This window comes from Actinomyces denticolens (assembly GCF_002072185.1).
In the GTDB taxonomy this organism is placed as follows: Bacteria; Actinomycetota; Actinomycetes; order Actinomycetales; family Actinomycetaceae; genus Actinomyces; species Actinomyces denticolens.
This window is the reverse complement of sequence record NZ_MVIW01000022.1, coordinates 40,909-53,547: the sequence shown is the minus strand read 5'-3', so window position 1 is coordinate 53,547 and position 12,639 is coordinate 40,909. Positions and strand designations below refer to the sequence as shown.

Below are 12,639 nucleotides of genomic sequence, written 5' to 3'. Positions count from 1 at the left end.
GACCGGGGGCGCCCGCGGCGCCGACCGGGGCCGCGGCGCGCGTGCGGGCGGCCGCGGCGCGGTTGCGGTCCAGGCGCAGGCGCGGGGCGTTGACCACGAGAGAGCGAGCGGGGACGCGCAGGGCGGCGATGAGCCCGAGCCCGACGATGAGCAGGGCGATCCCGCCCAGGATCGCGGAGGTCCCCCGAGCCCCGAGGGCGCTGGCCAGTGCGGCTGCCAGGGCGAGGATGACGACCACCGTCGCCGCGACGACGAGCGCGACGAAGCCCCGGCCGGGACTGAAGCTGCGGGTCACCCGTGGCGCGGGGCCGCCGGGCACGGGCCCGGGTACAGGGCCGGGCATTGCGCCCGGGCCGGCCGTCGTCACTGGGACTCCCCGAGGTCGAGGGGCGCCCCGGTGAGGCGCTCATAGGCCTCGAGGTAGCGCGCACGGGTGCGCTCGACGATGTCGTCGGGCAGGGCGGGGGGCCGCTCGCCGGAGGCGCGGTCCCAGCCGGAGGCCGGGGAGACGAGCCAATCGCGCACGTACTGCTTGTCGAAGGAGGGGGTGGGCTTGCCCTCCTCCCATTCCTCGGCGGGCCAGAACCGGGAGGAGTCGGGGGTGAGGACCTCGTCGCCGAGGATGAGCGCGCCGTCGGGGCCGGCGCCGAGCTCGAACTTGGTGTCGGCGACGATGATGCCGCGCCGGGCGGCGATGTCGACGGCGCGCGTGTAGAGGGCGAGGGTGACATAGCGGAGCTTGGCGGCGGTGGCCTCCCCCACCATCTCGACGACGCGCTCGTAGGAGATGTTCTCGTCGTGCTCGCCGAGCTCGGCCTTGGCGGCGGGGGTGAAGATCGGCTGGGGCAGGAGGGAGGCCTCGGTGAGGCCGTAGGGCAGGGGCAGGCCGCAGACGGTCTTGTTGAGGCGGTACTCGATGAGGCCCGAGCCGGTGAGGTAGCCGCGGGCGACGCACTCGATGGGGAACATGTCGAGGCGCCGGCAGATCATGGCGCGCCCGGCGACCTCCTCGGGCACGTCGAGGGTGACGAGGTGGTTGGGGACGACGTCGGCCAGCTGCTCGAACCACCAGGCGGACATGGCGGTGAGGATGCGGCCCTTGCCCGGGATGGTGGTGTCCAGGACGTGGTCGTAGGCGCTGATGCGGTCCGAGGCGACCACGAGGAGGACGTCCTGGCCCGCCCAGGGGCTGGTGGCATCAGGGGCGTAGACATCGCGGACCTTGCCGCTGGAGCGATGGGCCCAGCCCGGGATCATCAGGGGGGTGGGGCCTGGCGTGGTGCTCATGCTCCCATCCTGCCACCCTGACCTGCTCGCGCGCAGCGAAGGTCTGCCCATTGGCCGTTGCGCGGGGCGGGCGGGGCCGGGCTCAGCGCCCGGCGGCGATATCGGTGCGGTACTGGGCGCCGTCGAGGCGGATGAGGCGGATCGCCCGGTAGGCGCGCTCCCGTGCGACGGCGACCGTCTCGCCCAGGGCCACGACGGACAGGACCCGGCCGCCGGTGGCGATGAGGGCGCCGTCGTCATCCCGCCCGGTACCGGCGTGGAGGACGTGGACGCCGTCGACGCGCTCGGCCTCCTCGATGCCGGTGATGGCCCCGCCGGTCACCACGGTGCCGGGGTAGCCGGGGGCGGCGAGGACGACATCGACGGCGGCCAGGGCGCTCCAGGCCGGCTCGGGGGTCTCGGCGAGGCGGCCGGTGGCGGCGGCCAGGAGGAGCTCGGGCAGGGAGGAGGTCAGGCGCGCGAGGACCGCCTGGGTCTCGGGGTCGCCGAAGCGCACGTTGAACTCGACGACGCGCAGGCCCTTGGAGGTCAGGGCGAGACCGCAGTAGAGGAGGCCGACGAAGGCGGTGCCGCGGCGGGCGAGCTCGTCGATGACGGGCTGGGCGACGGTGGCGACGACTTGCTCGGCGAGGTCGGCGGGCGCCCAGGTCAGCGGCGTGTAGGAGCCCATCCCGCCGGTGTTGGGGCCGGCGTCGCCGTCGCCGAGCCGCTTGAAGTCCTGCGCGGGGGCGAGGGCGCGCACGGTGGCGCCGTCGCAGACGCAGAAGACGGAGGCCTCGGGGCCATCGAGGTAATCCTCGACGACGACGCGCCCGCCCTCCTTGGCCAGGCAGGCGAGCCCGTGGTCGAGGGCGGCGGCGCGGTCGGAGGTGACGACGACGCCCTTGCCGGCGGCGAGCCCGTCCTCCTTGACGACGTGCGGGGCGCCGAAGCGGTCGAGGGCGGCCTCGAGCTCGGCGGGGGTGTCGCAGACGGCGGCCTCGGCGGTGGGCACGCCCGCGGAGGCCATGACCTCCTTGGCGAAGGCCTTGGAGCCCTCCAGGCGCGCGGCCTCGGCACCGGGGCCGAAGCAGGGGATGCCCGCGGCCCGCACGGCGTCGGCCACGCCGGCGACGAGGGGCGCCTCAGGGCCGATGACGACGAGCTCGGCGCCCATCTGCTGGGCGAGCGCGACGACGGCATCGGGGTCATTGGCGTCGGCGCTGATGTTGGTGGCGATGACGGCCGTGCCCGGGTTGCCCGGCGCGACGACGAGCTCAGTGGTGGCGGGATCGGATGCGAGGGCGCGGGCCAGGGCGTGCTCGCGCGCGCCGGAGCCGAGGAGCAGGATCTTCACGTGGCCAGCGTAGCCGCACGACCGGTGCTCATGGCACCGCCCGCCCGGGCAGGAGGCGCGAGCACCGGGTCGAGGAGCTCAATCTCCTCGGGGGCACCCGCCCCGGCCTCGTCCAGCGGCACCCGCCAGACCATGACCGTGAAGGGCGACCACACGCAGCTGATCGCCTCCCGGTCGTCGACGAGGACCTGGACGCTGCCCGCGGCGGGGCTGTGCACGCTCCACGCCTCCGCGCACCGGAAGGCGCCGTGGACGACGAGGACCTCGACGGTGGGGTCGGGCACCGCGACGGCCTCCTCGATCTGGGTGCGAATCCTGCGCGGCAGTGCCTCCAGCCACTGCTCCCAGGCGGACTCGGAGACGATCAGCCTGCTGCCGTGCGCACTGCTCCCAGGCGTGTCCCCCTGCTCGTCCTGGCGCTCGTACGCCGTGACGATGAGCCGGCCGACCTCGGGCCCCAGAGCCTCGATCGGGTCGTCGCGCGGCGTGCAGCCCCCTGTCGCACAGGCCGCGATGAGGGCCCCCAGGAGGATGGCCCGACGCCGGTCCGGGCGCGGCGCAGTCCGGGCTGCTCGGTGGGCGGTGTCTCGGGACGGGGGCATGACGGAAGAGTAGGCGCCCCGGACCGACCGACCTACGGGGAGCAGGACACCATCATCCGAGCGAACCACCCTTCGGCCGGCAGCAGTCCGGCGCAGGAGGAGCGCCCCGGCGTCCGGAGAGCGCGGGCGGCAACGGACGGGGGCCCGGACCGGTTGCCGGTCCGGGCCCCCGTCGGAGCCCGCCTCACTCAGGACGGCGAGGCGATGTCAGCGCTCAGGCCTTCTTGGCCTCGGCGATGCGCTCGCGGAAGCGGGCGAGCTCAGCGGTGATCTCCGCGGGGAGCTTGTCGCCGAACTGCTTGAAGTACTCCTCGGTGTCGTCCATCTCGGCGGCCCAGGCGTCGGGGTCGATGGCGTACATCTTGTCCCAGTCGGCCTTGTCCACGTCCACGCCCTCGAGGTTGAAGTCCTCGAACTTCGGGTAGAGGCCGGTGACGCCCTCGATGGCCTCGACCTCGCCGGCGGCGCGGCGCACGATCCAGTCCAGGACGCGGGAGTTGTCGCCGTAGCCGGGCCAGATGAACTTGCCGTCCTCGTCCTTGCGGAACCAGTTGACCTGGTAGACCTTGGGGAACTTGTCGCCCAGCTTCTCCTGCATCTCCAGCCAGTGGCCCCAGTAGTCGGCCATGTTGTAACCGCAGAAGGGCAGCATGGCGAAGGGGTCGTGGCGCAGGGCGCCGGCCTTGACGTCGGTGGCGGCGGCGGTGACCTCGGAGGCCACGGAGGCGCCGATGAACACGCCGTGGGCCGGGTCGTACTGCTCGGCCACGAGCGGGACGTTCGTGGCGCGGCGGCCGCCGAAGAGGATGGCGTCGATGGCGACGCCCTCCGGGGCCTCCCAGTCGGGGCAGACGATCGGGCACTGCGAGGCGGGCGTGGTGAAGCGCGAGTTCGGGTGCGCGGCCTTCTTGCCGGCCTCGGCGTCGGCCGGGGTGTAGTCGTTGCCCTGCCAGTCGATGAGGTGCTCGGGCAGCGGGGCATCGATGCCCTCCCACCAGACATCGCCGTCGTCGGTCAGCGCGACGTTGGTGAAGATGGAGTTCTCGCGCATGGTGTCCATCGCCATCGGGTTCGTCTTGTAGGACGTGCCCGGGGCGACGCCGAAGAAGCCGGCCTCGGGGTTGATGGCGCGCAGGCGGCCGTCCTCGCCGGGGCGCATCCAGGCGATGTCGTCACCGACCGTCTCGACCTTGTAGCCCGGGATGGTGGGCTGGAGCATGGCGAGGTTGGTCTTGCCGCAGGCGCTCGGGAAGGCGGCGGTGACGTGATACTTCTTGCCGGACTTCTCGTCGGTCAGGCGCAGGATGAGCATGTGCTCGGCCATCCAACCGTCGCGACGGGCCATGGTCGAGGCGATGCGCAGGGCGTAGCACTTCTTGCCCAGCAGCGCGTTGCCGCCGTAGCCCGAGCCGTAAGACCAGATCTCGTTGGTCTCGGGGAAGTGGGTGATGTACTTCTCCTCGTTGCACGGCCAGGCGGTGTCGGCCTGGCCGGGGGCCAGCGGGGCGCCCACGGAGTGCGCGCAGGGCACCCAGGTGCGGCCCTCATTGATGAGGTCCATGGCCTTGGCGCCCATGCGGGTCATGATGCGCATGTTGCACACGACGTAGGGGGAGTCGGTGATCTCGATGCCGAGCTGCGAGATCGGGCCGCCCAGGGGGCCCATGGAGAAGGGGATGACGTACATCGTCCGGCCGGCGTAGGTGCCGTCGAACTTCTCGTTGAGGATCTTCTTCATCTCGGCCGGGTCGTGCCAGTTGTTGGTCGGGCCGGCGTCCTCCTCCCTCTCGGAGCAGATGAAGGTCCGGGACTCAACACGCGCGACATCGCTGGGCAGCGAGCGGGCGAGGAAGGAGTTGGGGCGCTTCTCCGGGTTGAGGCGGGTGAACATGCCCGACTCGACCATCTCGGAGGTCAGGCGGTCCCACTCCTCCTGGGAGCCGTCGCAGAAGTAGACCTTCTCCGGCTTGCCGAGCTCGGCGAGGCGGATGGCGAAGTCGATGACGTCCTCGGGCGCGTTGGCGGGAGCGGCGGCGCGGACGTCCTGCGCAGTGGCAGTCATATGAGTCCCTTCCTTGGGTTGGTTGACTCTCAATCGGTCGAGGCCAATCCTCCCCCACAACGCGCTGGGAGTCACGCGCACCTTGGTCCCAGCGCGGCGAGTTCACCATCGGCACAGATATGGTCTGCACCACATCATGTCTCACCGGTGGCACCGCGCCCGCCGCGGGCGCGGGCCCCTTGCCGACCGGGGTACGGTCGAACCGTGAGGAGCACAGCCCCTGATCGAATCACCGCCCCTGCGCGCGCCCTCCGCCGTCGGAACCGCGCGGCCCACCTCGCCGTGCTCGTCGCGCCCCTGGCCGTGGCGCTGAGCGCGTGCACGGCCAACCTCGAGATGGAGATCGGCGACGACGGGCGCTACAGCGCCGTCGTCGAGATACGGGACTCCACGGGCGAGGTGCTCCCCTCCGGGGAGAGGTGCCAGGAGATGGCCGATGAGGCCGTCCTGGGCACCTCCGCGAGTTCGCAGGCGGAGGTGCTCGAGGCCGACGGCGACGACGTCGCCTGCAGGATCACGGTCACCGGGGCGCAGATCCCCGCATCCGGCCAGGCCGCCCCGGACGCGCTCGTCGTGCGGGAGGGCGACTTGTACGTCGTCGACCTGACGATGCTCACCGACGGGCTCACGGCCCCCACGGGCACCGCGCTCCCCGAGGGCGCCGCGGCCCCCTCGGGGAGCGGCGACTCCCAGGGGCTCCAGGGCCCCGCGCCCACCGGCGCCGGGGTCGGGCCCACCACTCCTCCGCTCGAGTCGAGGATCTCGGTGACCTTCCCGGGCGCCGTCGTCGACGGCGGCGGCGGCAGCGTCGACGGCAGGACCGTCACCTGGGAGGACACGGACGCTCTCATCGCCGGCATCCGCGCCACCGGATACGCGCGGGCGAACGCCGGCCTGGGCTTCTGGGACCGCTACTCCTGGTGGGTGATCGGCGCCACATCCGCACTGGCGGCGGCCGTGGCGACGACCGCCATCAGGCGCCGCCGAGCGCGGGGCTGACACCCCCGCAGCGCCTTCCGCGCGACAGCGCCATGGGGCGTACTCCCCGTAGTGCGCCGGGGCTCCTCCATCCGTATGCTGGGCCCATGGCTATCTCCTCGCTGCGCCGCAAGCTCACAACGGCCCTCCTCCTCCCTACCGCCGCCCTCGCCCTCGCCGCCTGCGGCGGCGACGTCGACTTCGTCATCCATGACGACGACACCTTCGACATGACGATGGTCGCATGGGACAGCACGGACTCCGGACTCCTGACGAAGGAGACCTGCACGGAGGAGACGATGGCCAGCCAGGGATTCAGCAGCTCCGATCTCCCGGATGAGGCCAAGCCGACCTACACCTTCGGGAGCAAGGACGGCGATCCTTCGTGCACCATGGAGATGAAGGGGGTCAAGCTGAGTGACACGAACTCGAGCGATGGCAACGGCATCAAGCACGAAGGCGACACCTATGTCTTCAACTGGGACGCGTCCGACATGCAGGACAGCTCGCAGGGCGCGCTTCCCGGAGTCGCCATCTCGCTCAATGTCACCTTCCCCGGCGAGGTGACCGAGCACAACGGCAGTTCCACGGTTGATGGCACGAAGGTGACCTGGAAGAACATCCTCACCGAGTCCGAGTCCAATCTGCACGCCGTCGGCAAGGACAAGGGCTCCGGCTCCTCCTCCGGATCCTCCGACTCGAAGCTCCCCCTCATCCTGGGCATCGGCGGGGTCGTGGCCCTGCTCGTCATCGGCGGCATCGTGGCGGCGGTCGTCGCCTCCAAGAAGAAGAAGGCGGCCGCCGCCTCGGCGCTGCCCTACGGCGCGCCCGCGACCCCCGGCCAGCCGATGCAGCCCGGGTACGACCCCACCGCCGGTTACGGCGCAGGGCAGCCCGGCTACCCGCAGCAGTACGGCCAGCCCGGGCAGCAGCAGGACTACCAGCAGCCGCCCCAGCAGCCCTACGGCGGTCAGTACTGAGACCAGTTGAAGTGCCCCCGGCCCTCGGGCCCGGCCACGCGATAGGGGCCCCCGGCATCAGCGGATGCCGGGGGCCCTGTCATGTCGATCGGCCTTCGCCCGCGCGGCCGACACCGCGTGAAAGGGCGGGCGCCGTCAGCCGAGGAGCCGGTGGCGCACGATCGTCGCCTCGCGCCCGGCGCCCACGCCGATCGCCGAGACTCGGCAGCGCGCCAGCTCCTCAATGCGCTCCACATAATCCCGCGCGGACCGGGGCAGGTCGGAGAACTCGCGGGCGCCCGTGATGTCCTCGCTCCAGCCGGGCATCATCTCGTAGACGGGGGTGGCGTGGTGGAAGCCGGTCTGGGTCAGCGGCATCTCGTCGGTGCGCTCGCCGTCGACGTCGTAGGCCACGCAGATAGGGATCTCCTCGTGCCCGGTGAGGACGTCGAGCTTGGTGAGGACCAGATCGGTCAGGCCATTGACGCGCGCGGCGTACCGGGTGACGACGGCGTCGTGCCACCCGCAGCGGCGCGGGCGGCCCGTGGTGACGCCGAACTCGCCCCCTTCGGCGCGCAGGCGCTCGCCCATGGCGTCGGTGAGCTCGGTGGGGAAGGGCCCCTCCCCCACCCGGGTGGTGTAGGCCTTGACCACGCCGATGACGGAGTCGATGCGGGTGGGGCCGACTCCCGTGCCCGTGCAGGCGCCGCCGGCAGTGGGGTTGGAGGAGGTGACGAAGGGGTAGGTGCCGTGGTCGATATCGAGCATGGTGGCCTGGCCCGCCTCGAAGAGGACGGTCTTGCCGGCATCGAGCGCGTTGTTGAGCTCCAGGCTGCAGTCGATCACCATGGGCCGCACCCGGTCGGCGTAGGACAGGAGCTCGTCGGCAACGGCATCAGGATCGATGGCGGGCCGGTTGAAGAGCTTGGTGAGCAGCCCGTTCTTCTGCTCCAGGGCGGAGCAGACCTTCTGGCGCAGGATCGAGGGATCGAAGAGGTCCTGAATGCGGATGCCGACGCGGTTCATCTTATCCGCGTAGGTGGGGCCGATGCCCCGGCCGGTGGTGCCCAGTTGGCGGGAGCCGAGGAAGCGCTCGGTGGTGCGGTCCATCACCCGGTTGTAGGAGGGGATGATGTGGGCGTCGGCGGAGATGCGCAGGGAGGAGGCGTCCTTGCCGCGCGCCTCGATCTCCGCGATCTCCGCGAAGAGGACCTCCAGGTCCACGACGACGCCATTGCCGATGATCGGGGTGACGCCCGGGGTGAGGACGCCCGCGGGCAGGAGGTGGAAGGCGAACTTCTCGCCGTCGATGACGACGGTGTGGCCGGCGTTGTTGCCGCCATTGAACTTGACGACGTAGTCGACGTCCTGGCCGAACTGGTCAGTCGCCTTGCCCTTCCCCTCATCGCCCCACTGGGCTCCAACGACGACGATGCCTGGCATGTCCCTCTCCTGTTGCTCCGAGGCGGGCAGGTGCGCGCGCCGCTGCCCAGGCTACCCGAGGGCCCGGGGCGCCGTGCCCGCCGATCGGCGCTCAGGCGGCGTCGAGCCCAGGGCGGTGCCGCATCGTCGCGCGCCCCACCGTCCCAGGAGGTTCACAGGCGCCGCAGCCCGGCGAGGGCCTCGAACACCTCGCGCTCGCGCTGCCCGGCCTCATCGCGCAAAGGTATGTAGCCGCCCGTCTCGTGGGTTGCGCCGTGGACGATGCCCCACTGCCATATCTCCTCGCACTGGGCCGCGGCCACGGCGCGCCTGCACGAGAATGCTCCCCGGGCCCCACCGGTGCCGGGAAGGCGCACCGCCCGCCCGGTGGAACGCACCATCATCACCTTGTCCCCCGCGACATACAGGCTGGAACGGGACTCCGGCATGGGTATGCGCGCCCACAAGCGCGGATGCCCCCTGCGTCGATGACTGTTCGGCCCATGCACGGCCAGAGCCGATAGACGCAGTATCCCCATGAGATGAGGCCGGCGATGAGGCCGATCCAGACCCACAGCGCGCCCGGGAGGACACCGCCCGCATCGAGCACCATCCCCGTGCCCGCCCCGACCAGGCCCGTGCCCAGAACGATGAGGAAGATGCCGACATCGCACAAGGTCTCCCAGATCCGCGACCACGGGGGCGTGCGGTAGACCAGCGAGCGGGAGGAGGAGCGGTCGGTCCCGAATCCCCCTTCTCCTCGGGACGCCTGGGAGAGCACCGGATCCACGGGCAGGAGCCGTGGATCGTGGCCCGCCCAGCCGGATCGGACGGCGAAGCTCCAGATGGCGTCCCGGACCCGCTGCGCGCGCTTCCTGGACTTCTCGGGCGAGTATCGGAGACTCCCATCGAAGACCGCTCCCGGCAGGCGGAGGAGGTCGTCGGGGCCACTGCCGACCAGGGCGATCCGATACCTCTCGATCCCCTTGTACTGGACGCCATCCACGGAGCGAAGCGAGATCGTCAGCCCGGCGCTCGTCGCCGGCCACGGGCGGCGCTCGGTCAGCAGCAGGCGGCGCATCTCGATCCCCTGGGAACTGAGCACCGTGCGGCGCCGCCACATATTCACCGCCCACAGGACGACGGGGAGCCCCGGGCACAGGGAGAAGAGGAGCAGGCCGACTCCCGCGTCCGCGTCGTTGGGGTTGGCCAGGTATCTCACCCCGGACCACATGAGCAGCACGACGGCGAGAAGGGCGGTGATGCCGACGATCGCCCATGACGCCGGCCCTCGGCGGATCACGAGTACAGGTCCGCGCCCATCGTCGCGTTCGACGGACGCCCTCCCCCGGAACTCCGAGGTCCTCTCCGCAACACCCTGTCGCACGACCCTCTCCTCGTTCGTCGGTTGGTGCCACCGCGGCAAGCTGAGACCGGAAGCCGATCAGCTTCTACTATGCGGCAGATCCCCTCGCGAAGGCCATGGCCCCACCGCGGCCGGCGCCCATGAGCCCGCCCTCGTCGAGGATCAGGAGCCGCTGGGCGCCGGGGAGGCCGCTCGCCGGAGGCGGTCGATGACGCCGCGCTGCACGAGGGCGATGAGGTAGGCCTGGAAGCCGATGCCGATGATGACCATGAACCAGGCGACCGGGCCCACCGCGCCGGGCAGGACGAGGACGAGCGCCACCGGGGCCGCCACGATGGCCAGGCAGAGCACGGTTCGACCGAGCGCCCCGACGGCCAGTCGCATCGCGTTGCCCATGTGCTTGACCGCCGAGTTGTCGAAGAAGGCCACCAGGGGCAGGAGCCAGCAGCCCACACCGATCAGGAGGAGGGCGCCCGCCAGGACCAGGCCCGAGGCGCCGGAGGCGAGGCGGGAGGCGCTCCCCTGGGGCTCGGCGCCCGTCCGCCCGTCGAGCACGACGAGCTCGACGCCGGCCAGTGCGATGAGCGCGAGCATGGGCAGCCACCATGCCAGTGAGCCGCGCAGATTGGATCTGAAGGAGCGCCACCAGGAGCGGACCGTGTAGACGTCCTCCTCCCGCGCCATCTCCATGGTCACGCGGTGGCAGGCGACGAGGGCGGACCCCGCCGTCACCACGGGAAGGCACCCGACAAGGGTGAGCCCGTTGATGACGACGAGGTCCGCTGCTGCCGACCACGCCCTGTGGAAGGGCGAGTCGAAACGGAGGAGTCCGGCCACGTCAGCCCTTGACGGCGCCGGCGGCGACGCCCTCGATGATGTGCTTCTGGCTCACCAGGTAGAAGGCGACGATCGGGATGATCGCCAGGACGAGCATGGCCATCTGCGCGCCCAGGTCCTTGTTCCCGTTGGAGCCGGTGAGCGCCTGGATGACGATCGGGATGGTCTTGTAGTTCTCGTCGTGGCCGATGACCAGGTAGGGCAGGAGGTAGTCGTTCCACACCCACATGGTGTTGAGGATGGCGACCGTGACCGCCGTCGGCTTGAGCAGCGGCATGACTACCCGGAAGTAGGTCTGCAGCGGCGAGCAGCCGTCCATGTAGGCGGCCTCCTCGATCTCCATGGGGATCGACTTGATGAAGCCGGCGAAGAGGAACACCGACAGCGCCCCGCCGAAGCCGAGGTAGAGCACGATCATGCCCCACGGGGTGGCCAGTCCGAGCATGTCGGCCACCTTGGAGGTGGGGAACATGACGAGCTGGAACGGGGCGATCATCGAGAAGGCGAAGACGTAGTAGATGACGGAGGTCCACCAGGTCTTCACCCGGGTGATGTAGTAGGCGGTCATGGCGGTCAGCAGGAGGATCACCGCAACCGAGCCCACCGTGATGAACAGCGACCAGCCGATGGCCTGCGCGAAGCCGTTGAGCTTGAGGCCGGAGGCGTAATTGGTGAATCCGGAGAAGCGCTCCCCCATGGGCAGGGAGAAGGGGCTGTCGGAGATGTAGAAACGGCCCTTGAAGGAGTTGATCAGGATGAAGACCAGCGGAACCAGCCACACGAGCGACAGGATCGCCAGGAGCGCGGTGGTGATCGACCTCCCCACGCTCCTGCGGGGCTCGGCGGCCCTCGCACCGGCCGGGGCGGTGGTGGGACGGACGGCGGTGCTGGCGGCGCTCATGCGTCGACCTCCTTGGCACGGGTGGCGCGCAGCTGGATGAGCGCGATCGCGGCGACGATGAGGAAGAAGATCACCGCGGCGGCCTGCGCCTGCCCCATCTGGTTGCGGGCGTGGTACATGGTGTTGTAGATGCTCAGGGCCGCCATCTCGGTCTGCTTGAGCGGGGCGCCGTTGGTCAGCGCCAGGTTCTGGTCGAACATCTTGAAGGTGTTCGCCAGGGTGAGGAACAGGCAGATGGTGATCGAGGGCATGACCATCGGGATGGTGACATTGCGCAGCGTCATCCACCCATTCGCGCCGTCGATCTGGGCGGCCTCGATGAGCTCGGGCGGGACGTTCTGCAACCCCGCGATGTAGATGATCATCATGTAGCCCATGAGCTGCCAGTTCACCAGCAGGATGAGACCGAGGAGGCCGAGGTGCCAGTCATTGACGATGGTCTGGCCCCAGTGCTTGAGGATCGCGTTGAGCATGACCTGCCAGGTGAAGCCCAGGACGATGCCGCCGATGAGGTTGGGCATGAAGAACACCGAGCGGAAGAAGTTGGTGCCCTTGAGCTTGCGGGTCAGCAGATAGGCCAGGGTGAAGGCCCCGAGGTTGACGGTGATGATGGAGATCACCGAGACGATGACGGTGAACCACAGCGCTGAGCCGAAGTCCGACTCGAGGACCTTGGAATAGTTCTCCAGGCCCACCCATTTGGCGTTCGTCAGGGTCTTGAACTTGGTGAAGGACAGGTAGAGCCCCATGAAGAACGGGACGAGGAAGGCGATGAGGAAGGCCAGGAGCGTGGGTCCGGCGAATATCGGGAAGTACTTCTTGAGTGCGCTGTTCATGATTCCTCTTGCGGCGCCCGGCGGCTGCGCCGGGCCGAATGGAGGCGGGAGGT

Annotated in this window: 12 protein-coding genes and 1 pseudogene; 2 read left to right on the top strand and 11 right to left on the bottom strand. The window is 70.4% G+C overall.

Features of this window, described 5'->3' with window-relative positions; all coding sequences use genetic code 11:
- The 5 genes and pseudogenes from B1H55_RS07810 to B1H55_RS07790 form a co-directional block, all read right to left on the bottom strand.
- A pseudogene (locus tag B1H55_RS07810) lies at nt 1-343 on the bottom strand (hypothetical protein); the annotation flags it as partial.
- A gap of 20 nt (nt 344-363) precedes the next feature.
- Nucleotides 364-1,287 carry a phosphoribosylaminoimidazolesuccinocarboxamide synthase gene (locus B1H55_RS07805; RefSeq protein ID WP_080461669.1) on the bottom strand — a complete coding sequence of 308 codons (924 nt, stop codon included), beginning with the start codon at nt 1,285-1,287 and terminating at the stop codon, nt 364-366.
- 82 nt (nt 1,288-1,369) lie between these two features.
- Nucleotides 1,370-2,623, bottom strand: a complete 1,254-nt coding sequence (gene purD / locus B1H55_RS07800) for a phosphoribosylamine--glycine ligase (RefSeq protein WP_077240572.1) — start codon at nt 2,621-2,623, stop codon at nt 1,370-1,372.
- Nucleotides 2,620-3,225 (bottom strand): hypothetical protein, encoded by a 606-nt coding sequence (locus B1H55_RS07795; protein ID WP_077240573.1) that lies wholly within the window; start codon nt 3,223-3,225, stop codon nt 2,620-2,622. The genes purD and B1H55_RS07795 overlap by 4 nt, the downstream gene beginning before the upstream one ends.
- A gap of 214 nt (nt 3,226-3,439) precedes the next feature.
- On the bottom strand, nt 3,440-5,287 hold the full coding sequence (locus tag B1H55_RS07790; RefSeq protein ID WP_073452951.1) for a phosphoenolpyruvate carboxykinase (GTP): 1,848 nt from the start codon (nt 5,285-5,287) through the stop codon (nt 3,440-3,442).
- 204 nt (nt 5,288-5,491) lie between these two features.
- Between B1H55_RS07790 and B1H55_RS07785 the strand changes: the two genes are divergently transcribed.
- Both B1H55_RS07785 and B1H55_RS07780 read left to right on the top strand, forming a co-directional pair.
- On the top strand, nt 5,492-6,286 hold the full coding sequence (locus B1H55_RS07785; protein ID WP_143163863.1) for an LppM family (lipo)protein: 795 nt from the start codon (nt 5,492-5,494) through the stop codon (nt 6,284-6,286).
- An 86-nt stretch (nt 6,287-6,372) separates the two neighbouring features.
- Nucleotides 6,373-7,245: an LppM family (lipo)protein gene (locus B1H55_RS07780; protein WP_073452947.1), complete on the top strand. Its 873-nt coding sequence runs from the start codon at nt 6,373-6,375 to the stop codon at nt 7,243-7,245.
- A gap of 135 nt (nt 7,246-7,380) precedes the next feature.
- On the opposite strand, the gene B1H55_RS07775 is transcribed toward B1H55_RS07780, so the two are convergent.
- The 6 genes from B1H55_RS07775 to B1H55_RS07750 form a co-directional block, all read right to left on the bottom strand.
- A complete protein-coding gene (locus B1H55_RS07775; RefSeq protein WP_073452945.1) occupies nt 7,381-8,667 on the bottom strand; it encodes an adenylosuccinate synthase in 1,287 nt (428 codons plus the stop codon).
- 152 nt (nt 8,668-8,819) lie between these two features.
- Complete coding sequence (locus B1H55_RS07770; protein ID WP_080461668.1) at nt 8,820-9,047, bottom strand: hypothetical protein; 228 nt, start codon at nt 9,045-9,047, stop codon at nt 8,820-8,822.
- Nucleotides 9,048-9,049: 2 nt separating this feature from the next.
- On the bottom strand, nt 9,050-10,033 hold the full coding sequence (locus B1H55_RS07765) for a hypothetical protein (protein WP_073452941.1): 984 nt from the start codon (nt 10,031-10,033) through the stop codon (nt 9,050-9,052).
- A 141-nt stretch (nt 10,034-10,174) separates the two neighbouring features.
- Nucleotides 10,175-10,849 carry a MusI family membrane protein gene (locus tag B1H55_RS07760; RefSeq protein WP_077240576.1) on the bottom strand — a complete coding sequence of 225 codons (675 nt, stop codon included), beginning with the start codon at nt 10,847-10,849 and terminating at the stop codon, nt 10,175-10,177.
- 1 nt (nt 10,850) lies between these two features.
- The gene (locus B1H55_RS07755) at nt 10,851-11,750 is read right to left on the bottom strand and encodes a carbohydrate ABC transporter permease (protein ID WP_073452937.1); all 900 of its coding nucleotides are present in this window, start codon (nt 11,748-11,750) and stop codon (nt 10,851-10,853) included.
- Nucleotides 11,747-12,586 carry a carbohydrate ABC transporter permease gene (locus B1H55_RS07750; protein WP_073452935.1) on the bottom strand — a complete coding sequence of 280 codons (840 nt, stop codon included), beginning with the start codon at nt 12,584-12,586 and terminating at the stop codon, nt 11,747-11,749. Before B1H55_RS07750 ends, B1H55_RS07755 begins: the two co-directional genes overlap by 4 nt.
- Nucleotides 12,587-12,639: the final 53 nt, after the last annotated feature.